This window comes from Chryseobacterium indologenes (assembly GCF_002025665.1).
In the GTDB taxonomy this organism is placed as follows: Bacteria; Bacteroidota; Bacteroidia; order Flavobacteriales; family Weeksellaceae; genus Chryseobacterium; species Chryseobacterium metallicongregator.
Genome location: NZ_CP018786.1, coordinates 958252 through 982579, shown reverse-complemented (window position 1 = coordinate 982579; position 24328 = coordinate 958252). Strand labels below are relative to the sequence as shown.

Genomic DNA, 24328 nt, shown 5'->3' with positions numbered 1-24328 from the left:
TTTTTAGTGATTACCTATTTTGGAATTACGATCTCGGACTGATCGCCATTGCTGGTATCCAAAATATTGATTAAAAGTCCCTGATTAGTATTGGTAATTTGCAGATAAAGAGATCCGAAAAGGTAATTTCCGGGCTTTATGTTTCCATCACCAAACTGTTCTTCAAACAGTTTTCGTGAAAGCTCACTGAGGATCTGCCTGTTAAGACTCTCAGTAAAACTATCAAGAGAGTTCACCCGATCCAGCAAATCGCTGAAATCATTTTTTTCATCAAATGGGTTCTGTGCATTAGCAGAGCTTAAAAGCCACTGATAATTAAATGTATCTCCTCCAAAGGCTGGATTTACCGGCTTATAGACGAGCTGCTGAGCTTTTCCGTAGAAAATACCCGCAATACATGTCAAAATAATGATAAACGTTTTCATGGCGGACATTTTTAATAGATGAATTCATTTTTAATAAGATTTTTCTTGGCATTAAATTCTTTGATATATTTTAAGCTATAGTTTAATTGTTCTTTTAAATAATCCTCTGCCGGATTGGTCATAAAACTGTAAATAATTTTATCTTCCATCTGAATATTAATCTGACCACTTGTTCCACGGAGAGGAAGTTCTGTAATAGTTATTACGCTACTGCTTTTATCAGGAAGCTGACTGTACTGCATGTAAAACATATCATAAAAGTCTTTTCCTACTTTGGTTTTTGTCTCATCGATGGTAAGTCCTCTGAGCTCATAAGCAGCGTCTTCTTCTATCTTAGCTGTTTTTTTTTTGAAAAGGTCGCTGTTCAGTTCCAGACTGTCTTTGGCAATCAGCTTCTGGGTTTCTTCATCTCTGATGTAAAGGAAAGCTTTGAGGGCATCTTTTGACTCGAGATTCACACTGATTTCCGACAATATCTTTACTTCATTGGGATTGACAGAAAATTTACCATTCTGCTGATTGTTTGAGAGATTTCCACTATTTCCTTTTTTAATAGAAATCAAAAGGTAATTCAGTTCTTTATATACAGCAGTGTTATTGATTACGACTGCTTTTAATCTGACCTGGTTTTCAAGGACACTACTCTCTATCCTTGCGTTTACTTTCTTATCTTCCTGCCCATAAACCCATACAGACAGGAAGGTAAAAAATGTACCCAAGCTAAGGGAATATAAAAGTTTCATCATTTGTGTTTTAATAGTTTCTCATGAAAACTGTCCTATTATCTCCCTTTACATTAATCTGAATTCCATCCGAAATGCTGTTGCTTCCTGTAACATCAATAATATTATTGTTTCCCTGTGCAGTAATGGCAGCTTTTGTTTCTTTATCTGTGAATGAATTGATAAAATATAGGGTATTAAAATCTCCCAGCTGTCTTACTATAATATTGGTTCGGGCGTTAAGGGAAAGTTCGGCATTGTTATAGTCTCCTATCTGAATGATATCGGATCCATAAGAACTCTGATCTGTCTGTTGTCTGGCTATAAGATTAAAGATTGTATTGCTGTTGACCTTATCCCAGTCTATTTCCTGTGCATGTAGTGGCAACATTATGAAAAGAGCCAAAACACTCCATTTCAAGTTAAACATAGCCTTAGTATTAAAATTACATGATAACAAAACGGAGAAAATCGAAGGGTTAAAAAAGGAGAAACACTGCAGTTTCTCCTTTACAATTTCTAAGATTTACAGTATGTTGTTATAGGGCTTAATTCGACTGATTTACAATCATTGAGTTTCCATTACCCATCTGAGTTCCTACATGAACATGGCCAAGACCGCTCTGAGCTACCCAGGTAAAGTTACCATTACCCATCTGAAGATCAATAGCTGTGTTGGAATCACCTATCTGGAACTGATAAAGCTGGTTAGCATTACCTATCTGTACTCCTGCAGAAGTGTTGTCATCTCCTATCTGAACTGAGGCAGCGATATTACCGTTTCCTGCTTGAATATGAGTGGCACTGTTGTCATCTCCATCCTGATACTGAACAAGAACATTATTAGCTCCTATCTGAAGGGCGCTGGCATCATTTCTTCTTCCTAGCTGAACCTGATAAGCGTCATTCCCAATACCCACCTGAACAGCAGAAGCATCATTTCTTCTTCCATCCTGATATTGGAAAACATAGTTTCCTAATCCAATCTGTACTGAAGAAGCATCATTTCTTCTTCCGATCTGAGTTTGTTCTGTAGAGTTAAGTACTCCTAATTGCCAAGTTGAAGCAGAGTTTCTGTTTCCCATCTGCAACACTTCATTTGAGTTTCCAATACCCATCTGATCTACATCTACAGAGTTTCTGTTTCCGATACTTTGTGCATTATTGACATTTAAAATTCCTACCTGATCAATATCTGCAGTATTACGATTCCCTGTCTGTGTAAGAGAATTGATGTTCAAAAGACCAGTCTGGTCTACTGTTGCAACATTTAAGTTTCCTGTTTGAGTAGTCACATCAATATTGAATTGTGCGAATCCGAAACTCATTGCGAATAGTGTAAGTACACCTGTAAGTAAATTTTTCATCTTAGTAAAAATTAATTGGTTAATAGTAAGGCAAAGGTAGCTTCCCCGTCAAAATGAAAAACCACCATCAAAGTGTAAATTTTGAAAATCACTGTTTCCAGTTGGACAAGTCATTATTTACCGTTACGGAAAAACACTATCACAAAATGTTGATTTACAGCCAAATCCATCAATAGTGAATATTGATATTTCTACAAGGATGATTTCTTCTAAGCAAGTTCGATCTTTTATATTTTTAAAACATCACAATTCAGGGTTTTACGCTTTTTTTTACAAACTCCTGTCAAATTTATTTTCTCAACCTAAAATCAATTTTGCATTAAAAATTCAAGACCGAAAGTTGAAATAGATTCCATTTTATCATTCATAATATCTCATTGGGTTTAAGAAGCAAATATTTCCGGCTACAATGCAGTCTTTCTCATAGGTTAATTAATGTTAAGGCACTTATTTCTTCAAGATATATTGCTAAATTTGAGCTATGGAAAATTTTGGAAAAGATTTATTGAGAAAAATAAAAAGCGTGGCACTTCCCGGCGAACACGCACATGGAGTATTCTCGCCTCCCTACCGTCCCGTTTTTACTTATGATGAAGTATTGTCAAAGAATCCCAAATTTGCGGCTGTCAATATTGTTCTCTATCTGAAAGACAACGAGTGGTATTTTCCATTGATTCAAAGAACGATTAATGAGCACGACAGGCACAGCGGGCAGATATCACTTCCTGGAGGAAAACGTGAGGAAATGGACAGAGATTTTGCTGAAACAGCAGTTCGTGAAACCTCCGAAGAAATAGGAATAGATAAGCATTATGTAAGGATCATCAGAGAAATGTCTCCTATTTATATTCCGCCAAGCAATTTTTATGTATATCCCTATATCTCTTACACCAAAAAGAATCCTGCTTTTGTTCTTCAACAGACTGAAGCTGTGGAAACCATAGAATTTCCCATCACTTCCTTTTTAAACCTGTCAGATACCCCGGAAATTATGGCTCTGCCAAGTGCAGGCGGACATGATGTTCCGGTCATTAATTTCAACGGATACATCATTTGGGGTGCTACAGCAATGATATTAAGTGAATTCAGTCAGTTGCTGAAAAAAATGTAACTTTGCACTACCGTGTTTAATTGAGAGATGGCGAAGAAAAATATTTTCACCGATGCATTCGGAACTCCTTATTTTTTGAAAAGGTTTATTATTTTTATTTTAGGTATTGTGTCTTACAGAAGATTCAATGGCTTTAATAAGTTAAAAATAACCGGTACAGAACACCTTGTGGATCTTCCGGACTCTAACGTCCTTTTTGTATCCAATCATCAGACGTATTTTGCAGATGTGGCGGCAATGTACCATGCCTTCTGTGCTGTAAACAACGGATATTTAAATACGATAAAAAATCCGATCTATCTACTAAACCCAAAGATTGATTTTTATTATGTAGCAGCTGAAGAAACCATGAACAAAGGTATTCTTCCCAAAATTTTCAAAATTGCAGGCGCTGTAACCGTAAAAAGAACATGGAGAGCTGAAGGGAAAAATGTCAACAGAATGGTAGACATGAGTGAGGTAGATAATATTATGAAAGCATTGGACAATGGCTGGGTAGCTACTTTCCCTCAAGGAACTACTTCCGCTTTTGCACAGGGACGAAGAGGAACGGCCAAATTGGTAAAAAACCAACGTCCTATAGTAATTCCAATCAAAATAAACGGATTCAGAAGAGCTTTTGATAAAAAAGGACTCCGCGTAAAGGTAACCGGTGTAAAACCTACGATGGAATTCAAAGCTCCTTTGGACATTGATTATGATAATGAAAAAGCACCGGAAATTTTATTGAAAATTATGACTGCCATTGAGCAGACAGAAGATTTCAATGTATTACACAGTTATGATGAAGAACTTAAAGCTAAAAAATTAGAACAAAAGGACTCAAATAATTAAAGTAAATTAAAAATTATGAACAAAATACTTGGAATCTTATTCGCTATCATAGTATTAGTTTCATGCAACAGCCAAAAGGTATATTCGGATTTTGACATCAGCTATTCGAAAAGCGGAGGTGTTGCTCCTATTTATGAAAATCTTCTTATCAAAGGAAATAATGTACACTACTCTTTTGAAGGACAAGGAAAAAAATACAAACAGGATTTTAAAATTTCTGATGAAGATTTAAAGAAACTGGATCAGGTTCTTTCTCAGAATAATTTCAGAAGAATACAGGAAGACCGTAAAAAGTTGTACGACAATATTTCAACTTCCATCAATATCAAGAAAGGTCCTAATGAAGGCAGTAAAACGGATGCCAGTATGATTATTCCGAATTACAACACCAACTGGAAGAATATTCTTGAGGCTTTCCAGCAGATCATTAATACTAATGTTAAAAAACAGTAAATACAATTGAAAACCCACTTCATTGCCATTGGCGGAAGCGCCATGCATAATCTTGCAATCGCATTAAAAGACAAAGGATATCAGGTGACAGGTTCTGATGACGCTATTTTTGAGCCTTCAAAATCCCGATTGGAAAAGAAAGGAATTCTGCCTCAGGAAATGGGCTGGTTCCCGGAAAAGATCACTCAGGATATTGATGCTGTCATTCTGGGGATGCATGCACACCAGGATAACCCTGAGCTGGCAAGAGCAAAAGAACTGGGTTTGAAAATATATTCTTATCCTGAATTCCTGTACGAACAGTCTAAAAATAAAACCAGAGTTGTTATTGCCGGATCACATGGTAAAACGACTATTACTTCAATGATCCTTCATGTTTTGAATTTCCATCAGAAAGATGTGGATTTCATGGTAGGTGCCCAGCTTGAAGGTTTCGACTGTATGGTAAAGCTGACTCAGGATAATGATTTCATGGTGTTGGAAGGTGACGAATATCTTTCTTCTCCTATTGATCTTCGTTCAAAATTTTTATTGTATCAGCCTAATATCGCTTTAATGAGTGGTATTGCATGGGACCATATCAATGTATTCAAAACATTTGATGATTATATTGAGCAGTTCAGAAAGTTTGTAGCAAGCATTACAGCAGGCGGAGTTCTTGTGTATAATGAAGAAGATCCGGAAGTAGTAAAAGTGGTGGAAAATGCAGAGAACTATTTCAGAAAGATCCCTTACAAAACTCCTGAATACGAAATCAATAATGGTAAAGTGTATTTAAAAACCGAAATGGGAGATGTTCCTCTTTCTGTTTTTGGAGCGCACAACCTACTGAACCTTGAAGGAGCAAGACATATCTGCCAGCAGCTTGGGATTATGGATGAAGATTTCTATGAGGCGATCATGAGCTTCAAAGGAGCATCCAAGCGTCTTGAAAAAGTGGAAAGAGAAGATAAAGCAACGCTTTACAAAGATTTTGCCCATGCACCAAGTAAGGTGAAAGCAGCTGTAAAAGCCTTCGCTGAGCAATTTAAGAATGATAAGAAATATGGATTCCTGGAACTTCATACCTATTCAAGCTTAAATCCTGCTTTCCTTGAGCAGTATGACCACGCCATGGATGGTCTGGAGGAAGCAATTGTTTTCTATTCTGAAGACGCATTGAAGATCAAGAGAATGGAGCCTATTTCTCCTGAGTTTATTAAAGAAAAATTCAAGAATGAAAAGCTAAAGGTTTTCACGAATGCTGAGGATCTACATGCCTACTGGAATACATTAGATAAAACAGATGGTGTTTATCTTATGATGAGCTCCGGAAATTTCGGCGGTCTTGATTTAACAAAATAATAAAAAAGCTTCAGATTCTATTTCTGAAGCTTTTTTTATTAAGTATGCTTTCTAATTGTCGCTCAATTTTTTGTTATTGGTAAGCTCAATACTCTTTATGGAGCCCAACGGTGCTATTTTTATCGTTTTATTTCCTTTTGCCAGATAAATATAGTACATGCTGTTTGATCCTATCAGATGCACCTGCTCAAAGCTATCATCACCATAGTTTAATTTATAGTCATATTTAAGCTTGTTCTCCCTTATCTTTCTGGTGAGTCCAAGTCCTTCTCCCCAACCTATTCCTACAAAGAAAGACAGTAACATCATGGCGAGAAATTTCACAAACATATTGGTAAAATGATTCTCAATAGCCTCTTTGCTCATATTTTCATGTCCTTTGAGAGATGCCATCTGGAATGCCCAACGTTTATTTTTATTGGCCTGTCTCGATAAAAAAGAGGGAAAAGCAAATGAAAATACGACTATAATAATCAGGGCAATCAATATAATGGGATGAGCAGTTAAAGTCGCAATCGGGCTTATCAGAATGTCCATTATGGTTGAGTACTTTAAAATATTAATATTGATCTGATAGTAGAAGACACTCTCTTTTAATATTCCCATTATAACGAGAAAAAGATACCCGAATGGAAGTGATCTCTGAATTCCTTCTGAATATTTCATGGATGTTTTTATTGGTTTTAGTTTTTATATTGGGCAGATCAATACAATTGATGCACGAAAATATAAAATTATCATCAAATTAAAACATACAGATTCATCTTTCACATTCTTTGATCAGTTTCTTCAAAATTTCTTCTGTAGAAAGTTCGCTGTACTGATGGATAGACTGTCCAACCCAGATTCCTACAAATTCTGGATTTTGCAAAGATTTTGCCGCTTTACGTAAAGCATTGGTCAGCTTGTTCTGATAAGGATAAGGTAAAATATATTCTGAATTTTCTACTGTTTCTATAAAATGGTTTTTCACTCCTCTTGCATACCGCCCGGAGAAACTCTTCGTTAAAACAATTTCCTCTTCTCTTACCTTTTTCAATCTTTCTTTTTCAAAAGGATGCAAAGCACTTTCCTGAGAAGCCAGTAAAAGATTGCCCACCTGAAAACCCTGTGCTCCTAACTCTTTAACAGCCTGCAATGTCTTCGCTCCATAAATCCCTCCTGCATAGATCAAAGGAACTTTTACCTGTTCATAGATCTGTGAGAGCAAAGATAATCCTCCGATCTGCGGAATATTTTCTGCTTCAAAACTTCCTCTGTGCCCTCCAGCCTCTATTCCCTGAACACAAATGATATCAATACCGGAATTTTCAAGTAATAAAGCTTCTCTCACAGAAGTACAAGTTCCGATAAGAGTAACCCCATTTTCTTTTAACTTCTGAATACTCTGATCATCCAGATTTCCGAAAGTAAAGCTTAAAATCTTACAGTCTTCCTGAATGATGGCATCCACCTGATCATGGTAGCCGTTTACCCTGATTTCTTCAAGATCCGGGAGATGTACTTCAATTGCATTTTCCTTTGCCAGCTGCTCAATAAAAAGCTTAGTTTTACCATACTTTTCTTTTAAAGCATCAGTCACTTCCGGAATGTGATGAACAAATATATTGGCAGCAAAAGGTTTATCCGTCAATTTTTTCGTCTCTCTGATCAATTCCACAGACTGATCCGCAGAAAGATCAGCCAGCGCCAGTGATCCCAGACAATTTGCTTTCGTTGCAGCAACAGCCATCTCTACGGTACTTACTCCAAACATCGGAGCCTGAATAAGAGGATATTGTATCCCTAGTTTTTTACTGATTGTATCCGGCCAAAACATAAGAATTATTTTTTATTAAAATGTACGAAGAATCAGACAATACTTCTTATTCAATGATATGATATTGCTCAGAATAGGGTTTAAAGTTTAAGGTTTAGAGTTGTTGATAAACATCTACTGTATATGGAACAAAGCAGGATTTATTTTGCCTTCCTGAGTTCTTTATAGTGTAATTTTGATTCCGGATCAAGCTTTTCTGTTGCATAAGAAAATGTAACAGCAGGCATTGTTTTCACGTAAGTATTGAGAAAATGCTGTAATTTCTTTTTGTCTTTTTTTCCGGCTTCCCGGATCCAGCTTCCTACAGCTTTATTCACAAGTTCGTTTGGATCGTAAACAAGGATTTCCGCAATAGCAAAGGTGTCTGCTACATCATTTTTCCGGATAAATGCATGAGTGCTGACAATAGCTGTTCTTCTTTCCCATGGACTGTCGGAATAAGCAAGCTTATGCAGAATATCCCTGGATTTATCAATGAGATATTCTCCAATAACATGACAGGCTGCTCTGTCTACAAAATCCCAGTTATTCAAACGGTCATGACGGTTGAGATACAAATCAAAAAGGGCTTTCTTCAGGTCTTCAGACGATTTTTTACTTCTTGCCTGAAAATCCATGATACTTACAGCTCCCATTCTTACTTCATAAAAGTCACTGTCAAGGAGCTTATTGATTTCATCCAGAGGCATCATCGAAAATGCCTTCGCCGTAGTAAAAACATCTCCGAATTTCACCCCGAAACTCTTGGTAACTCCATCATTTCCTTTGAAAAACTTCTCAGCTTTATTGAGTTCTTTTTCATTCTTAAATAATGAGAGTGTTTCTATGAATTCTTTTGCAGTCATGGGTTATTATTGATTTAAAAAGCCCACAGATCTCGCAAATTATACGGATTAAAACCTGTGTAATTTGTGAGATCCGTGGGTATATTCTTACTCTTTATTTCTATTAAATATCCGCTACGGAATTTAGCATTTTTTGCTCCCATTCCGGATCTTTAGGATCAAAGAATAATCTTTTTCCGGTATCTAAAGAACGTACAACATTCATTTCATCTTCTGTCAGTTCAAAATCAAATACATTAAAGTTTTCTTCGATTCTTGAAGGGGTCACAGATTTCGGAATTACAACAAAACCTTCCTGTAAGTGCCATCTTAGAATGATCTGAGCTACAGTTTTGCCATATTTTTCAGCAATCGCTTTCAGATCAGGATTGCTTAAAAGGTTGGCATTACCATTTCCTAGCGGGCTCCAAGGTTGTGTTACGATATTATTTTCCCTGTCGTATACCTGTAATTCTTTCTGCTGGAATACAGGATGCAGCTCAATCTGATTAATCACTGGTAAAACCGTAGAATTCGCTTTCAGTTCTTCCAGTTTCTCCACGGTAAAATTGCACACTCCAATCGCTTTGATTTTTCCTTCATGATATAATTCTTCCAAAGCTTTCCATGTACCCAGAAAATCTCCATATGGCCAGTGGATTAGATACATATCAAGATAATCCATCTGTAATCTGTCTAATGTTCTCTGAAAAGCACTTTTTGCTTTTTCATATCCATGATCCTGAACCCATACTTTGGATGTGATAAACAGTTCATCTCTTTTTACACCACTATTTTTCACAGCAGTACCTACTGCAGTTTCATTCTGATAAATAGCAGCGGTGTCAATCATTCTATATCCTGTCTGAATAGCTTTGATTACCGCATTTTCACATTCTTTCAGATCTTCCATCTGCCATACTCCAAATCCTAAAGCCGGAATATCCACTCCGTTATTTAATGTTACCACAGGTTGTCCTGTATAGGTTTTCTTTTGCATAAATCTTTATTTTAATGATTAATATAAAGTGATAAACAAATTTGCAATAAAAAATTGAAAATCCTGCCTACCAATTTTACTGTTTCTGTTAAAAAATTGTTATTTAATGGAGGTTTGTTTAAACTACCCAGTCTTTTGCTTTGCAAAAATCCACCCCTTCAGAGAAGGGGAATAAGTGGTCGATAAAACCGATCATTCTAACTTCTAACTTCTAACTTCTAACTTCTAACTTCTAACTTCCAGCACCCATCTTGCATCCTCCAGCCCAAAATTTACCCTTCTTCTGGCTTCTCACCTTCATTTTCCCTATTTTTGTTCAAAATTAAAAAATCATGTCACAAAATATCAGATTGGCTACAGCAGAGGATTATCCGAGAATTATGGAAATATGGGAATCAGCAGTAAAAGCAACTCATGATTTTCTTGCCGAAGAGGATTTCAATTATTTCAAAGAAGCTATTCCAAGAGATTATCTTCCTAATCTGGAAGTCTATTTAATTACTGAAAATAACGAATCTAAAGGTTTTGCATCCGTAGCAGAAGGCAACCTGGAAATGCTTTTCATTCACAATGACACGCGTGGAAAAGGCTACGGAAAAACACTTTATCAGTTTATGAAAGAGAAAACCGGATTGACCAAAGTGGATGTGAATGAACAAAACCCTCAGGCCATCGGATTTTATGAAAAAATGGGTTTCAAAAAGACCGGAAGATCCGAGAAAGACGGTTCAGGAAAAGACTATCCACTTATCCATATGAGCCTGTAATGGAAAATTTCACCTTCAACAAGCTAAATTCTGATTCAGAAATTCCTTATCATCTACTGCTTCTGGCTGATGAAACACGAGAAGCTATCAATCAATATATTTTTAATTCTGAGATCTATCTTTTACATGACGGTATTGAAAACATTGCTGTAATGGCGTTGTACAAGAAGACCCATACTGAACTGGAAATTAAAAACATTGCTGTTATTGAAAGCTACAGAAATAAAGGTATTGGAACTATCCTGATAGATAAGGCAAAAGAAATTGCTAAAGAAAATCATTATAAAACACTAATTGTTGGAACATCGGATACCGGTTTCCAACAGATCATATTTTATGAGAAAAACGGTTTCATTAAAAGTGGAATCCTGAAAGATTTTTTTATTGAAAACTATCCCGCTCCTATTTATGAAAACGGTTTACAGATGAGAGATATGGTTTTATTAAGCCATCACCTTGCGGAATAATCCTTTAATATGCTCTATTTCGGTTTGATAATTGGTTTTCTTACGACAACCGAAATACAGGGTATTTTCAAACTTTTTCTTTCCTTCCCAAATCAACTGGATATCACCGCTTTCAATATCATTTCTGCATAGAAAATCAGGAACAACGGCTAATCCTGTTCCTCCTTTGAGACAACGGATGATAGAGTTCATGTTAGGAACGATATAATTAGGACGGAAATTCGGTTTATGACCAAAATTTAATATCCAGTACTGGAAAAGGTGTTCCATATCACCGGTTGTTCCATACCATTTTTCATTCTTCAACCACTCTTCAATCTGCTCTGCATCTTTTGTTTTTAAAACCTTATTGAAAGCTGCTTTATCCACATCCTTCCCTCCTACCAGAATAATTTGTTCCGAAGAGAATGCTTCATGTTCGATATTGGATGAAGAGCCTTTTTTGGGAGTGATGATAAGATCTAGAATTCCCTTATCCAGTTGATCCAGCATTTCAGGATATTCTCCGAAACTGATAATCAGATTAAAAGGCAATGAAGAAACATATTGCTCCAAAGTGGTCTGAAAAGTCTCAAAACACATCCCGACACTGATAGTAGGAGTATGCTTCTCTGTAGATTTTTGAAAGTTTTTCTCTACATCTTCCAGTTTAGTAATAGGTTCAGCAACTGCATTAAATAATACTTTCCCACGTTCTGTCGGAATCATTTTTCGACCTGTTCTGTCGAATAGTTTGTATCCTACATAAGCTTCCAATGAGCTTAAGTGAAGGCTCACTCCTGGTTGTGATATAAACAGAGCATCGGCAGCACCTGTCAATGTCCCGGTTTTATAGATCGCTTTAAAAGTACGATACCATTCTAAATTAACCATGACTTAATTATTAATATTATAATGCAAAATTACAAAATAATTATAATATTAATACATTTTCATTCTTCAGAAACAAGGCATAATAATCCGGAATCCCGCTTTCCCGTATCTGACGGACTGTTTCATCAATCGGATAAGATAACTGTACAATTTCAGGAGTAATTTTTTCTTCATCTAAAGTAAGGATCAGATAAGAAGCCAGTCTGTTTTCTTCTTTGGAACGACCTACAGAACCACAATTGACAGCCCATGCTTTATTCTCAAACTGCTTTTTAAAGGATAAATGGGTGTGTCCCATCACCACAACATCAGCTCCGGAATCTTTTAGCATATTCTCAAAAACCTCATCATTTTCTGATTCATAGAGATACGTATCATTACTTTCAAGACTGGAATGTACCAACTGAATATTCCAGTGCTTCTTCCCTGTTTTATAATTTAATTTTAAATGAAAAGGTAGTTCTGATAAAAAATTTTTATTCTCCTCTGTAATATGTTTTTTAGAATGATCGATCGCAATAAATCTGGCACTCGTTTCTTCTTCGGAATGCTTAGACAAAGGAACTACAGGAATATCAAAGGCAATTCTTTCATCATGATTTCCCATTAAACAAGGAATGTTCAGACTTCTTATTTTTTCTATCACTTCATTGCCCCAGGGTGCAAAATCTACCAGATCTCCCAAACAGAACCTCTGCCTGATTCCTCTTTTCTCAATATCTTCCAACACGACTTCCAGGGCAGGAAGATTTCCATGCACATCACTAAAAACAGCTATCTGTATCATTGTCCTTCAATTTGTTAGACAAATTTACATGACGGAAAGGAATTTCAGCTCGGATATACTATGACATTTTACCATGAAAGGGAAATTGTCAATAGTCAATTTTTGCTGCGCAAAGTCAATCGTGAATGATTAACTCACGGTTAGCAATGTCTCCATACATAAACGAATCGGTTGAAATCAACCTCGAATCACGCAACACGAATCAAAAAAAACAAACTATCACAAAAATAATAACATACTATAATTTATATTATTTTTATTATACAAACATCCATTCTAACTTTGCAGAGTAAAATTCAAACAATCATAAAAAAATGAAAAAAGTACTAATCATCAACGGAGGACAGAATTTCGGACATTCCGGAGGAAAATATAATCAGACTATTGCAGACAATACATTAGCCGTTCTTAAAGAATTTGATAATGTAGAAGTAAAGATAACCAATGTAAGTGAAACCTATGACAAGAATGAAGAAGTGGAGAAATTTGTATGGGCAGACTACATTGTTTACCACACTCCTATCTGGTGGTTCCAATTACCCAACGGATTGAAAAAATATATTGACGAAGTGTTCACAGCCGGACATGCCAAAGGAATTTATATGAGCGACGGAAGAAAAGCTGAGAATCCCGAAATCAACTACGGAACTGGAGGAATGCTTGGAGGAAGAAAATATATGCTGACTACAAGTTGGAACGCTCCTGCAACAGCTTTTACTCTTCCCGGAGAGTTTTTCAGTGAAAAAAGTGTGGATGAAGGCCCGTTATTTGGATTCCACAGAATGAATGCCTTTGTTTCGTTAGAAAAAATGGAAAGCTTCCACTTTCATGATGTGGAAAAGAATGCCAATGTAGAACGTGATATGACATTGTACAGAGCGCATGTAAGAAATGTATTTGAAAAAGAATTAAAACCGGAACTGGTATCATGAAAAAAGTACTGATCACAGGTATTACCGGCTATATTGGCGGAACTATCGCAAAAAAACTACTAAACAAGAATTATGAAGTGACTGGGCTGGTTCGTAATGAAACCCATATACAGGAACTGGAATCATTAGGAATCAAAACCATAGTGGGAAGTATTCATGATGAAGATCTTATCAGAACAGCAGTTTCCGAGGTAGATGCGGTTATTCATAATGCTGATTCTGCAGATGATTCCTATGCAGCAGATAACTTTATCAGAGCATTGGAAGAAAGTCACAAAACGTTTATTTTCACTTCAGGCTCTGCCATTTTTGGAGGAAAAGAGAATGGTCAAAAAAGCGACTTTATCTTCAGGGAAGATTTCCCTTTGCAACCAAGACTGGAAATGGCATCAAGAGTTCTTATCAACAATTATGTACTGCAATCTGCAAACAAAGGCATAAAAAGTATTGTTATTGTTCCTACAATGGTTTACGGAGAAGGTTTAGGAATAAAAAAAGACAGCATCCAGATTCCTGCTCTTATCAATTTTTCTAAGGAAAAAGGACATGGAGTCTATTTTGGTGAAGGGGAAAATATCTGGTCTAACTTACATATTGAAGACCTTGCAGATTTATATGTACTCGCATTGGAAAAAGCAAAAGGAGGTTCCATTTATTATGCAGAAAATGGTTCATCTTCTTTAAAAAACATTGCAGAAAACATCAGTAAAAAATACAGCCTACAACCTGCAAAATCATTAAGTATACAGGAAGCTGTTAATAAATTTGGTCCGGCGGGAGGCTATTTCGGTTTTGCATCCAACAGCAGATGCAGCTCAGATAAAGCTAAAGTAGAACTGGACTGGAAACCTATCTATAACTCAATTGAAAATTTTATTTAATTATGAAAATTCATCTTACAGCCATTATAAAAGCCAAAGAAGAACATCAGGCAGAAGTACTGGAAGTTCTTCAGAATATGGTAAAAGAAACAAGAAAAGAAGAAGCTTGTGAGCTTTATAGCCTGCATCAGGGCATTGAAGACAAAAATGAATTTGTTTTCTACGAAATCTGGAAAAGTAAAGAAGGATTGGATCAGCACAACCAGCAGCCTTACATTCAAGCCTTCGGAGCTTTGGTGGATGAAAAGCTTCAGGAAAAACCACAAATTTATATCACTAATCTTCTTTAATAATGAAAAAATTAGCGTTTTTAATGCTTGCGGTCTTTACCATAGGATTCGTACAGGCACAAACCAAAAAATCAAAGAATATGAAAAAGAAAATTTTATTCGTTGTTACCAGCCATGATAAAAAAGGCAGTACCGGTGAAGATACAGGATATTATCTGGGTGAAGTTTCTCATCCGTGGGAAGTTCTTCACAAAGCAGGATATGAAATTGACTTTGTAAGTCCGAAAGGCGGAACTCCTCCGGTAGATGGTTTTGATTTGAAAGATCCTGTCAACAAGGAATTCTGGGAAAACAAAGAATACAAAAACAAGATTGATCATTCTATGAAGCCATCACAGGTGAATCCCAAAGCATACTCAACCATTTTTTATGCAGGAGGACACGGAGCGATGTGGGATTTTGCAGACAATAAGGAACTGGCAGATATTGCTTCTAAAATTTATGAAAACGGAGGAATTGTAGCCGGAGTATGTCATGGCCCAGCAGGTCTTGTGAATATCAAGCTGAATAATGGGAAATATCTTGTGGACGGAAAGAAAATCAATGCTTTTACCAATGAAGAAGAATCTGAAGTAAAATTAACCAGCGTAGTTCCTTTCTTACTGGAAGATAAACTGAAAGAAAGAGGCGCAAAATTTGAAAAATCCGGGCTTTGGCAAAATCATGTGGTAACCGATCAGAGAGTGATCACAGGACAGAATCCACAATCTGCAAAAAGCGTTGGAGAGGCTATCGTAAAAGAACTAAAGAAATAACAGACAATTTTTAACCACAAAAGCCATAAAAGTTTCAGACACTTAAGTTCTTAGAAGTGTCACTATTGAAACGGCGAGAATTCCCCTCCTCCGGAGGGGTGGCAAAAATTCAAAGAATTTTTGACGGGGTGGTTTAACACAATAACAATTTTAAAACAAACAAAATGGAATATAGAAAATTAGGAAACACTGATTTAAAATTATCAACAATTACACACGGAGCTTTTGCCATTGGCGGAAACATGTGGGGCGGTAATGAAAAACAAGATTCTATCAATTCTATTCACGCCTCATTAGATCATGGGGTAACTTCTATTGACACGGCACCATTCTATGGTTTTGGACTGAGTGAAGAAATGATCGGTGAAGCAATCAAAGGAAAAGACCGTTCAAAAATCCAGCTTTTAACAAAATTCGGATTGGTATGGGACGGAAGTAATAATGGTAAAGGAGAATTTTTCTTTGACGCAGAAGACGAAGGAAAAACTATTCCCGTGTACAAATTGGCTTCTAAAGAAAACATCATCAAAGAAGTTGAAGAAAGTTTAAAAAGATTAGGTACAGATTATATTGATCTTCTACAACTTCACTGGCCGGATAGCACAACACCAATTTCCGAAACTATGGAAGCTATGGAATTACTGATACAGCAGGGAAAAATCCGTACAGCAGGAGTAAGCAACTACGGCGTTGCTCAAATGAAAGAAGCTAACAAAACTTTACAACTTGCCAGCAATCAGGTTTCTTACAGCATGCTGAACCGTGCCATTGAAAACGATCTTGTCCCTTATTCTTTGGAAAACAATACAGGAATTATCGTATACAGCCCGATGGAAAGAGGTCTTTTAACCGGTAAATATTTCAAAGAAACCCAATTGAAAGATAACGACCACAGAAACGGATATTTCTCTCAGTTTGATCTGAATAAAGTAAAAACTTTCTTAGAAAAAATTGAACCTATTGCTCAGAAAAAAGGAGCAAGCCTTTCTCAACTGGTATTAAGATGGACTACGTTGCAGCCAGCCATTACAGTCGTATTGGCAGGAGCAAGAAATGCACAGCAAGCCATCGAAAACGCAAAAGCAATGTCTATTGACCTTTCACAGGAAGAATTAAGCTTTATCAATTCTGCTTTGAGCGAAATTTAATGTAAATGCTGGAAGCTGGAGGATGGAAGATAGAAGCTATGCTATTTCTATTGTACTATTCTGACTATAACAAAGAGATTCCTCCTTCGTCGGAATGACAATTGAAGTTGAATTGTACACTAATCCATTTGTTATCAGACCTCAACAACTTCCCTCTCCCAGCTTCCTACCTCTAACCCCCAAATCTTTTTAAAAATGAAAAATAATCTGATCAAAATGTTCGGGTTAGCTACACTATTGATTTTCAACAGCATTAGTTTAAAATCTCAGACACTCGTCAATCCGGAAGACAAATCATGGTATCCTTCCGCTTACGGTGTGACAGATGAGATTGGAGCAGCCAATCTGTTAACACCGGAAGTCGTAAAACAAGCACTAGGATTAGTAAAACAAGGTAAAACATTAGCACTTGCCATTCCTATTGATAAAAACCTTCCTGCTTTCAGACACAGAAGTTTCAATTTATACAATATTCAGCCCGGAGAACAGGCCGGAAAAAGCATAGGCCCTAATAAATTCACCTTCAATGATGAATTAGTAAACGGATGGACCGGAGTAGGAACACAACTGAATGGTATTGGACACATTGGTATTGACAATACTTACTACAACGGAAATAAAGCAACAGATTTTGTAACTGTAGAAGGAGTAAAAAAACTGGGTGTTGAAAAAGTACCTCCGTTCGTTACCCGCGGTGTAGTTCTTGACATGACGGCTCATTATGGAAAATCTATTGTGCCGGGAGGAACAGAATTTACCGTAGAAGATATCCAATCCGTTTTAAAGAAACAGAAACTTACCCTACGAAAAGGTGATATTGTCCTTTTCAATACCGGATGGCTTGAATTGATTGGTAAAAACAACCAGCAATTCCTTGAAACAGAACCCGGAATTGGAATGGATGCTGCAAAATGGCTTGCCGATCAGGGAATCGTTGCTTTTGGTGGTGATACCTGGGCTTCCGAAGTATATCCCAACCCAAAAAGTAAAGAAGAATTCCCTATCAATCAGTTTATGCTGGCTAAAAAAGGAATCTATAACCTGGAACTGATTGACAGTCGTCCTTTGGTAAAACAAAAAGTATGGGAATTTCTATTCGTGCTGGGGCAGCCTTTATATGTAGGTTCTACTCAGGTGAATGTGAATCCTGTGGCTATTTATTAATTTAAATATTAGAAATATAATCCGAGAAACGGAGAGACAATGTAATTCCGGTTTAAAAAATAAAATGAACCAAAGAATTTATTTTTAGAATTAATACCAAACCGTGTTACACTGTCACTTTGCATCTTGCATCAAAACGGCCTTTCAAAAATTTGAAAGGCCGTTTTTTTTTAAATAAAGTAAACATCCGTAGATGATGCAGTCTTCATCAACTTCCATCCTCCATCACCCATCTTCCCGACTTCTCTATTTTGCAATCGGAAGATGAGTACTTACTGCAATTCTGTTCCAGGCATTGATTGTTACAATAGCCATAATGATCTGAGCAATCTGGTTATCATCAAAGAAAGACTTCGCTTTTTGATACGTTTCTTCGGTTAATCCTTTATCGCTGATCAGCGTAATTTCTTCGGTCATTGCCAATAGCACCTGTTCTTCTTCAGTGAAAAATTCTTTTGCTTCCGTCCATCCGTTCAGAATAAAAATTCTTTGAGGATTTTCTCCGTATTTGATGGCATCTTTGGTATGCATATCAAGGCAGAAAGCACATTTATTGATCTGTGAAGCTCTGATCTTAATCAGTTCCTTCTGAATGTGTGTTAAAGAAATAGTTTGTAAATAACCTTCCAATCCAAGCATGGCTTTATAGGCTGCGGAATCTACTGTTGCAATATTTAATCTTGCGCTCATAATATGTATTATTTTTTGGTTAATTGATCTATACTTAAAGAATAATGTTGTTGTACTGCCAGTAAAAGCGCAGCAGCACATCCCACCCATACAGAATAGTTGAGTGGAGCCTTTGGCCCTGATGCAATGGTCATGGATATGGCAAAAATTAACAGCAGGATACTGCTTCCGTAGGCTGCCATTTTTGTTTTAAATCCAAAAATCAGCATCAAAGGAAAAAGAATTTCTAAAAAGGTAGCGGCATACGCTGAAACCGTACTCAAAGCTTCCGGAAGGAAATAGGTCAGCTGTCTTGTATATTCTTTAAAACTCTCCATGTTTCCCCATGACGAATTTTCCTTGCTCCACCATCCAAACCGATCTGCCACTGCAGAAAGCATCGTAACAGCGAGAGCCAGTCTTAAAAAAAGTTGCGGAAATTGATTTTTGTGATCTGTCATTGCATTAGCTTTTAATTACATGACAAATTTCCGGCTTCTGATCCGTAAAAAACTTAAACTGGTTTAAGATCGTAATTTTGCTCTGATTTCACTCAGATATTCCGGAGTCAGATTCAAAAAGGAAGCAATTAAATATTGTGGAATTCTCTGGATAAACCACGGATATAATGTACTGAAATGCATATAAAGTTCTTCTCTGGACATTTCATACAAGTAACGGATTCTCCTTTCCGAAGCAGCATACGCTCTTTGATAGATCATCCGGAAGTACCTTTCCATCACTGGATGTTTTTTTAATAATTCTTCCTGACGCTCCAGATCAATCACCAAAATAGAAGAATGCTCTACCGCTTGTATAGAAAAATCTGTCGGGATTTGTCTTTCATAAGCAAATGTATCTGTTATCCACCAGTTTTCAATAGCAAACTCCGTAGTTTGCTCCACTCCTTTTTCGTTGATAAAGAACTTTCTCAAACATCCATTCAACACAAAATACATTGTTCGGCAGACCTCTCCTTCCAATACCAGCTTCTGTTTCTTTTTCACATCAAGAACCTGGAAAAAAGACATGATGGAAACAAATTCCTCATCGGTTATGGTAATAAATTTATTTAAATGTGCTTTGAATGGATCCATTGTAAGAATTAATACTCAAACTTAACTTTATTTTTTTAGTTTTACAATGAGAAAATATTTATTATGGAAATCGTTGCTAAAATTCTGATCGCCGTCGTTGCACTGGAACACCTTTATATCCTCTGGATGGAAATGTTCGCATGGGAAACCAAAGGAAAAGAAGTTTTTAAAGCAGCTCTGCCTGCAGAAATGTTTAAGCCAACAAAAGGACTTGCTGCCAATCAGGGACTTTACAATGGATTTCTGGCTGCCGGGCTGATCTGGTCTTTTTTGATTAAAGATCCTCAATGGCAGACCAATGTAGCGTTATTCTTTTTAGGATGTGTAGCCGTAGCAGGAATCTATGGAGCAATTTCAGCCACTAAAAAAATATTCTTCGTTCAGGCTTTACCCGCTATCCTTGCCATTATTGCCGTTTTATTAAAATAACTGGTATAACGTTAAGATTTTTCTAAAATAATTCCAACCTCAATATTCTCTTAACTTGAATAATAAGAGAAAATTCGTCATGAAATCATCTTTTTAAAATATCATTGATAATCAATAACTTACATATACAAAAATCCATTTAATATATAATTCGTAAATTTGCACCGTCATAAAAAATTGATATACAGTTTTTTGATGCTGGCAAGCATTTTGATGAAATGTAGCCATTCAAGTTGTTCAGTACACATATCTGTAATTACCTCATCAGTAATTTAATTGTAGAATCTATGTAAAAGATCAGTTTCTTTTTACATAATGCACTCTTTTTCTAGAGTATAATCTATTGAAATATTTAAAATAAACATAAGGCCAGCAGGTCTTTATGCTGTTATTTTTTTGTTTAAAGCTTTTATTACTAAAGGCTTAGCAAATTATTTTATCCTATCGTCATCAGCAGAACAACGAATGCTAAATGTATATAATGAATTGGTGTACAATTTTTTATATCAAATTATTAATTGAAAAATTCTGAATATGGAAAAAAATGAAAACACTCGAAAAGTAAAACTTAAAGTGGAAGACCTGACGATCATCTTTGGTAAAAACAAAGAAAAAGCACAGGAGCTTCTGGATAAAGGTTTTTCCAAAAAGGAAATTCTTGAAAAAACTGGCTGTACCATAGGAATCAACAAAGCCAGTTTTGAAATTTATGAAGGAGAATTCTTTGTGATCATGGGACTTTCAGGAAGCGGAAAATCGACTTTACTGCGTTGCCTTAACAGACTGAATGAACCTACTTCAGGAAAAGTATTCATCAATGACGATGATATTACCGGAAAAAACAACAAAGAACTGTTGGAAGTAAGAAGAACAGAAATGAGTATGGTATTCCAGAAATTCGGACTGCTTCCCCATCATACCATTTTAGATAATGCAGGCTTCGGACTGGAAATAAGAGGAGAAGATAAAGCTTCCCGTGATAAAAAAGCACAAAAAGCACTGGATATTGTCGGTTTAAATGGTTTCGAAAATCAGTATCCGTCTCAGCTTTCCGGAGGAATGCAGCAGAGAGTTGGATTAGCAAGAGCCCTGGCAAACGATCCTGAAGTACTGCTTATGGATGAAGCTTTCTCTGCATTGGATCCATTGATCAAATCTGAAATGCAGGATCAGATGCTTGAACTCCAGAATACATTGCAAAAAACCATAGTCTTTATTACCCACGATTTGGATGAAGCCATTAAAATCGGAGACCGTATCGTCATTATGAAAGATGGGGTGATAGAACAAATAGGAACAGCGGAAGATATTTTAACCAATCCTGCCAGCGACTATGTGAAAGCGTTTGTAGAGAAAGTAGACCGTAAGACCATTATCACTGCAAGATCTTTGATGTTCGACAAAGCAACGGTAGTACGTTTCAGAAAAGATGGTCCTGAAGGCGCTTTAAGAAAAATGAGGGCTACAGGTCTGGAAAACTTGCCTGTGGTAGATTTTCAAAATAAATTCCTTGGTTTTGTAACGCTTAAAGATGTTGTGCGCATCGCCAAAAAGAAAGAACCTACGGTAGAATCTATTATCAACAGTAATGTTCCCTCGGTTTATCCGGAAGTGACTGTAGAAGAAATGCTACCATTGATCTCTGAAAATAAATCGTCCATTGCTGTTATTGATGAAGACAATAAATTTTTAGGTCTAGTAACCCAGTTATCGCTTGTCATAGAAGCTACCAAGTTTAACGAAGAAGAGATTATAGAATTAAAAGAAATCGCAAACAATCAATAAGATGAATAAAACTATAGATATAGGCCAATATGTAGAAACTGCAATCAATTGGCTCACAGAAAACGGAAAGCCTGTATTTGATGTCATAAAACATCTGGGAAATTCCTCCATTATGGGAATTGAATGGATTTTAACAAACACCCCTTTTTATGTAATCATTCTCTTTTTTACACTCCTGGCATTATGGAAAGCCGGAAAAGGTATCGCTGTGGTAACTGCTGCCGGATTAAGTTTAATATTTTTAATGGGATTATGGAAAGAAACCATGGAAACCCTAGCACTTATTTTTGTATCTACCATTACCGCTCTTATTCTTTCTATTCCACTTGGGATTTTAGCAGCTAAAAGCAAAATAGCCGACAAAATCATTCGTCCTTTACTGGATTTGATGCAGACCATGCCCGCATTTGTCTACCTCATTCCGGCTGTGCTGTTTTTTAGTATCGGTAAAGTACCAGGTGCTTTTGCAACCATCATTTTCGCCATGCCGCCAGCAGTTCGATTAACGACATTAGGAATTGAAGCCGTTCCAAAAGATATTGTGGAAGCTGCCAGAGCTTTCGGAGCGACCAACCGTCAGATTCTATTTAAAGTAGAACTTCCTTTAGCAATGAAAACGATTTTAACGGGAATTAATCAAACCATATTGTTATCATTATCCATGGTTGTTATTGCAGGAATGATTGCTGCAGGTGGCTTAGGAGAGAAAGTACTGGAAGGAATTAATAATCTGGATATCGGATTAGGATTTGAAAGTGGTTTATCCGTGGTGATATTGGCCATTATCCTCGACCGTATTACCCAGGGATTTGTAAAGAAAAAGCAATAAGATGAAACAACTTAAATATCTGTTTTTACCCGTTTTAATGTTCATATTTACCGCATTAAGTTCGTGTGAAAACATAAAAAACTCAAAGTATATCACCATAGGAATGGTAGATGGCTGGGCAGAAGATGTAGCGATGACACACGTTGCTAAAGCTATTCTGGATAAGCAAGGTTATCATGTTATTATTCAAAAAGCTTCTACAGATATGATTCTGGCTTCGATGAATAATGAAGATACAGACCTTTTCATGGGAGTCTGGTTACCTTACACCCACGCAAAAAAGCTGGCTAAATTTCCGGGACTGACTCATCTTGGAACCAATTATGATAACGGTCGTATAGGATTGGTTGTGCCGGAATACATTCCTGTTAATTCCATTGAAGAGCTCAATGAGCATAAAGAGCAGTTCAGTCACAGAATTATTGGAATTGAAAAAGGAGCCGGATTAACTACCGGAACAGATAAAGCAATTGTTGATTATAAACTAGATTTTCAGCAGATCAACTCCTCTACCATTGCCATGATCACCGAGTTACAGAATGCCATACAGCGTAAAGAATGGATTGTGGTAACCGGATGGCAGCCCCATTGGATGTTCGGTAAAATGAAGCTAAAGTTTCTTGATGATCCCAAAAAGATTTACGGCGAAGCAGAACAGATTAAAACCTATTCCAGAAAAAGTTTTGTGAAGGATCATCCGGAGCTGGCCAAGTTTTTTTCCAGACTTCATTTTGATGATGAAAATATGTCTGATCTTTTAATGAAAATGGAACAGAGTAAAAATAAAGAAGCTACCGCTAAAGAATGGGTAGAAGATCACGCTGAGCTGATACAGTCGTGGTTAGATCAAAATTAATCAACAATTTGGTATCATTTAAAATCCTCAACTCTAAATGGGTCTGAGGATTTTTTCATCGACATAGATTATTTAATCTTTTCTCTATGAAGCAATATTTATTAGTAATCGCAAAGGCGCAAAGAAATTTAATAACATACTGCTTTAAGGCGCGAGAAAATCAAAGATTTTCAGCAAGTTTATTTTATCCAAAATTCAACAGAATTAAATTTTATCAAAGATAAAATCCTTGCGCCTTAAGACATATTTAAAGGAAAATTCTTGCGTCTTTGCGTTTGCCAATATCTCATAACTATCCCATTGATTCTTTAATTTTCTCCCGATGGATTATTCCCCAATTGACTAATGTTTCTGTTACAGGAAATACAGATTTTCCATATTCCGTCACTGCATACGTTACCGTAATCGGTTTTGTATCCTGAATGGTCCTTGTGATCAGCAGATTGGTTTCCAGTTCTTTTAATTCTTTGCTCAGCATTTTAGCTGAAATTCCTTCAATACTGCGTTCCAGCTTTTTAAAATGAATCATCTGATCCGGTCTGTTCGTCAGATATCGTAAAATCATCAGTTTCCATTTTCCTCCCAAAACGTCCAGACTGTCCCGCATCGCGAACAATTCTTCTGTGCAGCTGGCTTCTCTTTCGATGCCGTTTTCAATGATTTTTGCCATAATAGTTTCATGAAGGTAACTAGTTACCAT

At 36.5% G+C, this 24328-nt stretch carries 30 protein-coding genes; 16 read left to right on the top strand and 14 right to left on the bottom strand.

Annotated features, from left to right (window positions below; genetic code table 11):
- Window positions 1-14: 14 nt before the first annotated feature.
- The 4 genes from BUE84_RS04560 to BUE84_RS04545 all read right to left on the bottom strand — a co-directional run bounded on the left by BUE84_RS04560 (window position 15) and on the right by BUE84_RS04545 (window position 2514).
- Entirely contained in the window at window positions 15-425 is a 411-nt protein-coding gene (locus BUE84_RS04560) for a curli production assembly/transport component CsgF (protein WP_034697196.1), read from the bottom strand.
- 11 nt (window positions 426-436) lie between these two features.
- Window positions 437-1171 carry a curli production assembly/transport protein CsgE gene (locus tag BUE84_RS04555; RefSeq protein WP_238594359.1) on the bottom strand — a complete coding sequence of 245 codons (735 nt, stop codon included), beginning with the start codon at window positions 1169-1171 and terminating at the stop codon, window positions 437-439.
- A 7-nt stretch (window positions 1172-1178) separates the two neighbouring features.
- Window positions 1179-1577: a hypothetical protein gene (locus tag BUE84_RS04550; RefSeq protein ID WP_099049832.1), complete on the bottom strand. Its 399-nt coding sequence runs from the start codon at window positions 1575-1577 to the stop codon at window positions 1179-1181.
- A gap of 118 nt (window positions 1578-1695) precedes the next feature.
- Window positions 1696-2514: an RIP homotypic interaction motif-containing protein gene (locus BUE84_RS04545; protein WP_079240672.1), complete on the bottom strand. Its 819-nt coding sequence runs from the start codon at window positions 2512-2514 to the stop codon at window positions 1696-1698.
- Between the two features lie 481 nt (window positions 2515-2995).
- Between BUE84_RS04545 and BUE84_RS04540 the strand changes: the two genes are divergently transcribed.
- The 4 genes from BUE84_RS04540 to murC are packed head-to-tail and all read left to right on the top strand — an operon-like array spanning window position 2996 to window position 6256.
- Window positions 2996-3625, top strand: coding sequence for an NUDIX hydrolase (locus tag BUE84_RS04540; RefSeq protein ID WP_079240671.1), 630 nt, complete (start codon window positions 2996-2998; stop codon window positions 3623-3625).
- 27 nt (window positions 3626-3652) lie between these two features.
- Window positions 3653-4459 carry a lysophospholipid acyltransferase family protein gene (locus BUE84_RS04535; protein WP_034697173.1) on the top strand — a complete coding sequence of 269 codons (807 nt, stop codon included), beginning with the start codon at window positions 3653-3655 and terminating at the stop codon, window positions 4457-4459.
- A 15-nt stretch (window positions 4460-4474) separates the two neighbouring features.
- Entirely contained in the window at window positions 4475-4912 is a 438-nt protein-coding gene (locus BUE84_RS04530; RefSeq protein WP_079240670.1) for a hypothetical protein, read from the top strand.
- Window positions 4913-4918: 6 nt separating this feature from the next.
- Window positions 4919-6256, top strand: coding sequence for a UDP-N-acetylmuramate--L-alanine ligase (murC, locus tag BUE84_RS04525; RefSeq protein WP_079240669.1), 1338 nt, complete (start codon window positions 4919-4921; stop codon window positions 6254-6256).
- Between the two features lie 51 nt (window positions 6257-6307).
- Here the strand turns inward: murC and BUE84_RS04520 are convergent, their stop codons facing one another.
- The 4 genes from BUE84_RS04520 to BUE84_RS04505 all read right to left on the bottom strand — a co-directional run bounded on the left by BUE84_RS04520 (window position 6308) and on the right by BUE84_RS04505 (window position 9899).
- Entirely contained in the window at window positions 6308-6922 is a 615-nt protein-coding gene (locus BUE84_RS04520; protein ID WP_079240668.1) for a hypothetical protein, read from the bottom strand.
- Window positions 6923-7016: 94 nt separating this feature from the next.
- Window positions 7017-8075 carry an NAD(P)H-dependent flavin oxidoreductase gene (locus tag BUE84_RS04515; protein WP_079240667.1) on the bottom strand — a complete coding sequence of 353 codons (1059 nt, stop codon included), beginning with the start codon at window positions 8073-8075 and terminating at the stop codon, window positions 7017-7019.
- A gap of 140 nt (window positions 8076-8215) precedes the next feature.
- Entirely contained in the window at window positions 8216-8920 is a 705-nt protein-coding gene (locus BUE84_RS04510) for a DNA alkylation repair protein (protein ID WP_079240666.1), read from the bottom strand.
- 103 nt (window positions 8921-9023) lie between these two features.
- A complete protein-coding gene (locus BUE84_RS04505; protein ID WP_079240665.1) occupies window positions 9024-9899 on the bottom strand; it encodes an aldo/keto reductase in 876 nt (291 codons plus the stop codon).
- A gap of 332 nt (window positions 9900-10231) precedes the next feature.
- On the opposite strand from BUE84_RS04505, the gene BUE84_RS04500 reads away from it, so the two are divergent.
- Together BUE84_RS04500 and BUE84_RS04495 are read left to right on the top strand one after the other, a co-directional pair.
- On the top strand, window positions 10232-10666 hold the full coding sequence (locus BUE84_RS04500) for a GNAT family N-acetyltransferase (protein WP_079240664.1): 435 nt from the start codon (window positions 10232-10234) through the stop codon (window positions 10664-10666).
- Window positions 10666-11133, top strand: coding sequence for a GNAT family N-acetyltransferase (locus BUE84_RS04495; protein WP_079240663.1), 468 nt, complete (start codon window positions 10666-10668; stop codon window positions 11131-11133). The genes BUE84_RS04500 and BUE84_RS04495 overlap by 1 nt, the downstream gene beginning before the upstream one ends.
- On the opposite strand, the gene BUE84_RS04490 is transcribed toward BUE84_RS04495, so the two are convergent.
- Both BUE84_RS04490 and BUE84_RS04485 read right to left on the bottom strand, forming a co-directional pair.
- Complete coding sequence (locus tag BUE84_RS04490; RefSeq protein WP_079240662.1) at window positions 11110-12006, bottom strand: LysR family transcriptional regulator; 897 nt, start codon at window positions 12004-12006, stop codon at window positions 11110-11112. The genes BUE84_RS04495 and BUE84_RS04490 overlap by 24 nt on opposite strands.
- A gap of 40 nt (window positions 12007-12046) precedes the next feature.
- On the bottom strand, window positions 12047-12793 hold the full coding sequence (locus BUE84_RS04485) for a metallophosphoesterase family protein (RefSeq protein WP_079240661.1): 747 nt from the start codon (window positions 12791-12793) through the stop codon (window positions 12047-12049).
- Window positions 12794-13107: 314 nt separating this feature from the next.
- Here BUE84_RS04485 and BUE84_RS04480 point away from each other — a divergent pair, with 314 nt between their 5' ends.
- The 6 genes from BUE84_RS04480 (at window position 13108) to BUE84_RS04455 (ending at window position 17963) form a co-directional block, all read left to right on the top strand.
- Window positions 13108-13725 carry an NAD(P)H-dependent oxidoreductase gene (locus BUE84_RS04480; RefSeq protein WP_079240660.1) on the top strand — a complete coding sequence of 206 codons (618 nt, stop codon included), beginning with the start codon at window positions 13108-13110 and terminating at the stop codon, window positions 13723-13725.
- On the top strand, window positions 13722-14606 hold the full coding sequence (locus BUE84_RS04475; protein WP_079240659.1) for an NAD-dependent epimerase/dehydratase family protein: 885 nt from the start codon (window positions 13722-13724) through the stop codon (window positions 14604-14606). Before BUE84_RS04480 ends, BUE84_RS04475 begins: the two co-directional genes overlap by 4 nt.
- Window positions 14607-14608: 2 nt before the next feature.
- Window positions 14609-14896, top strand: a complete 288-nt coding sequence (locus BUE84_RS04470) for a putative quinol monooxygenase (RefSeq protein WP_079240658.1) — start codon at window positions 14609-14611, stop codon at window positions 14894-14896.
- A gap of 2 nt (window positions 14897-14898) precedes the next feature.
- The gene (locus BUE84_RS04465; RefSeq protein WP_202971508.1) at window positions 14899-15651 is read left to right on the top strand and encodes a type 1 glutamine amidotransferase domain-containing protein; all 753 of its coding nucleotides are present in this window, start codon (window positions 14899-14901) and stop codon (window positions 15649-15651) included.
- A 164-nt stretch (window positions 15652-15815) separates the two neighbouring features.
- Window positions 15816-16799, top strand: a complete 984-nt coding sequence (locus tag BUE84_RS04460; protein ID WP_079240657.1) for an aldo/keto reductase — start codon at window positions 15816-15818, stop codon at window positions 16797-16799.
- 195 nt (window positions 16800-16994) lie between these two features.
- The gene (locus BUE84_RS04455; protein WP_079240656.1) at window positions 16995-17963 is read left to right on the top strand and encodes a cyclase family protein; all 969 of its coding nucleotides are present in this window, start codon (window positions 16995-16997) and stop codon (window positions 17961-17963) included.
- A gap of 246 nt (window positions 17964-18209) precedes the next feature.
- On the opposite strand, the gene BUE84_RS04450 is transcribed toward BUE84_RS04455, so the two are convergent.
- The 3 genes from BUE84_RS04450 to BUE84_RS04440 all read right to left on the bottom strand — a co-directional run bounded on the left by BUE84_RS04450 (window position 18210) and on the right by BUE84_RS04440 (window position 19729).
- On the bottom strand, window positions 18210-18653 hold the full coding sequence (locus BUE84_RS04450; RefSeq protein WP_079240655.1) for a carboxymuconolactone decarboxylase family protein: 444 nt from the start codon (window positions 18651-18653) through the stop codon (window positions 18210-18212).
- Between the two features lie 8 nt (window positions 18654-18661).
- Window positions 18662-19093, bottom strand: coding sequence for a DoxX family protein (locus BUE84_RS04445; protein ID WP_167595382.1), 432 nt, complete (start codon window positions 19091-19093; stop codon window positions 18662-18664).
- A gap of 63 nt (window positions 19094-19156) precedes the next feature.
- Window positions 19157-19729, bottom strand: coding sequence for a Crp/Fnr family transcriptional regulator (locus BUE84_RS04440; RefSeq protein ID WP_079240654.1), 573 nt, complete (start codon window positions 19727-19729; stop codon window positions 19157-19159).
- Between the two features lie 63 nt (window positions 19730-19792).
- Here BUE84_RS04440 and BUE84_RS04435 point away from each other — a divergent pair, with 63 nt between their 5' ends.
- The 4 genes from BUE84_RS04435 (at window position 19793) to BUE84_RS04420 (ending at window position 23628) form a co-directional block, all read left to right on the top strand.
- A complete protein-coding gene (locus tag BUE84_RS04435) occupies window positions 19793-20158 on the top strand; it encodes a DUF1304 domain-containing protein (RefSeq protein WP_047429381.1) in 366 nt (121 codons plus the stop codon).
- Window positions 20159-20692: 534 nt separating this feature from the next.
- Window positions 20693-21943 (top strand): glycine betaine/L-proline ABC transporter ATP-binding protein, encoded by a 1251-nt coding sequence (locus tag BUE84_RS04430; RefSeq protein ID WP_079240653.1) that lies wholly within the window; start codon window positions 20693-20695, stop codon window positions 21941-21943.
- A gap of 1 nt (window position 21944) precedes the next feature.
- Window positions 21945-22772, top strand: a complete 828-nt coding sequence (locus BUE84_RS04425; protein ID WP_079240652.1) for an ABC transporter permease — start codon at window positions 21945-21947, stop codon at window positions 22770-22772.
- 1 nt (window position 22773) lies between these two features.
- Window positions 22774-23628 (top strand): glycine betaine ABC transporter substrate-binding protein, encoded by an 855-nt coding sequence (locus tag BUE84_RS04420; protein ID WP_079240651.1) that lies wholly within the window; start codon window positions 22774-22776, stop codon window positions 23626-23628.
- A gap of 292 nt (window positions 23629-23920) precedes the next feature.
- Here the strand turns inward: BUE84_RS04420 and BUE84_RS04415 are convergent, their stop codons facing one another.
- Entirely contained in the window at window positions 23921-24298 is a 378-nt protein-coding gene (locus BUE84_RS04415; protein WP_034697438.1) for a winged helix-turn-helix transcriptional regulator, read from the bottom strand.
- Window positions 24299-24328 lie beyond the last annotated feature (30 nt).

Coding starts and splice junctions, on each gene's coding strand:
- BUE84_RS04490 (WP_079240662.1), bottom strand. CDS start 12,006: ATGGTTAATTTAGAATGGTATCGTACTTTTAAAGCGATCTATAAAACC.
- BUE84_RS04495 (WP_079240663.1), top strand. CDS start 10,666: ATGGAAAATTTCACCTTCAACAAGCTAAATTCTGATTCAGAAATTCCT.
- BUE84_RS04460 (WP_079240657.1), top strand. CDS start 15,816: ATGGAATATAGAAAATTAGGAAACACTGATTTAAAATTATCAACAATT.
- BUE84_RS04500 (WP_079240664.1), top strand. CDS start 10,232: ATGTCACAAAATATCAGATTGGCTACAGCAGAGGATTATCCGAGAATT.
- BUE84_RS04470 (WP_079240658.1), top strand. CDS start 14,609: ATGAAAATTCATCTTACAGCCATTATAAAAGCCAAAGAAGAACATCAG.
- BUE84_RS04435 (WP_047429381.1), top strand. CDS start 19,793: ATGGAAATCGTTGCTAAAATTCTGATCGCCGTCGTTGCACTGGAACAC.
- BUE84_RS04560 (WP_034697196.1), bottom strand. CDS start 425: ATGAAAACGTTTATCATTATTTTGACATGTATTGCGGGTATTTTCTAC.
- BUE84_RS04440 (WP_079240654.1), bottom strand. CDS start 19,729: ATGGATCCATTCAAAGCACATTTAAATAAATTTATTACCATAACCGAT.
- BUE84_RS04425 (WP_079240652.1), top strand. CDS start 21,945: ATGAATAAAACTATAGATATAGGCCAATATGTAGAAACTGCAATCAAT.
- BUE84_RS04480 (WP_079240660.1), top strand. CDS start 13,108: ATGAAAAAAGTACTAATCATCAACGGAGGACAGAATTTCGGACATTCC.
- BUE84_RS04550 (WP_099049832.1), bottom strand. CDS start 1,577: ATGTTTAACTTGAAATGGAGTGTTTTGGCTCTTTTCATAATGTTGCCA.
- BUE84_RS04430 (WP_079240653.1), top strand. CDS start 20,693: ATGGAAAAAAATGAAAACACTCGAAAAGTAAAACTTAAAGTGGAAGAC.
- BUE84_RS04415 (WP_034697438.1), bottom strand. CDS start 24,298: ATGGCAAAAATCATTGAAAACGGCATCGAAAGAGAAGCCAGCTGCACA.
- BUE84_RS04530 (WP_079240670.1), top strand. CDS start 4,475: ATGAACAAAATACTTGGAATCTTATTCGCTATCATAGTATTAGTTTCA.
- BUE84_RS04520 (WP_079240668.1), bottom strand. CDS start 6,922: ATGAAATATTCAGAAGGAATTCAGAGATCACTTCCATTCGGGTATCTT.
- BUE84_RS04475 (WP_079240659.1), top strand. CDS start 13,722: ATGAAAAAAGTACTGATCACAGGTATTACCGGCTATATTGGCGGAACT.
- BUE84_RS04540 (WP_079240671.1), top strand. CDS start 2,996: ATGGAAAATTTTGGAAAAGATTTATTGAGAAAAATAAAAAGCGTGGCA.
- BUE84_RS04515 (WP_079240667.1), bottom strand. CDS start 8,075: ATGTTTTGGCCGGATACAATCAGTAAAAAACTAGGGATACAATATCCT.
- BUE84_RS04535 (WP_034697173.1), top strand. CDS start 3,653: ATGGCGAAGAAAAATATTTTCACCGATGCATTCGGAACTCCTTATTTT.
- BUE84_RS04545 (WP_079240672.1), bottom strand. CDS start 2,514: ATGAAAAATTTACTTACAGGTGTACTTACACTATTCGCAATGAGTTTC.
- BUE84_RS04450 (WP_079240655.1), bottom strand. CDS start 18,653: ATGAGCGCAAGATTAAATATTGCAACAGTAGATTCCGCAGCCTATAAA.
- BUE84_RS04555 (WP_238594359.1), bottom strand. CDS start 1,171: ATGATGAAACTTTTATATTCCCTTAGCTTGGGTACATTTTTTACCTTC.
- BUE84_RS04455 (WP_079240656.1), top strand. CDS start 16,995: ATGAAAAATAATCTGATCAAAATGTTCGGGTTAGCTACACTATTGATT.
- BUE84_RS04485 (WP_079240661.1), bottom strand. CDS start 12,793: ATGATACAGATAGCTGTTTTTAGTGATGTGCATGGAAATCTTCCTGCC.
- BUE84_RS04505 (WP_079240665.1), bottom strand. CDS start 9,899: ATGCAAAAGAAAACCTATACAGGACAACCTGTGGTAACATTAAATAAC.
- BUE84_RS04445 (WP_167595382.1), bottom strand. CDS start 19,093: ATGACAGATCACAAAAATCAATTTCCGCAACTTTTTTTAAGACTGGCT.
- BUE84_RS04510 (WP_079240666.1), bottom strand. CDS start 8,920: ATGACTGCAAAAGAATTCATAGAAACACTCTCATTATTTAAGAATGAA.
- BUE84_RS04465 (WP_202971508.1), top strand. CDS start 14,899: ATGAAAAAATTAGCGTTTTTAATGCTTGCGGTCTTTACCATAGGATTC.
- BUE84_RS04420 (WP_079240651.1), top strand. CDS start 22,774: ATGAAACAACTTAAATATCTGTTTTTACCCGTTTTAATGTTCATATTT.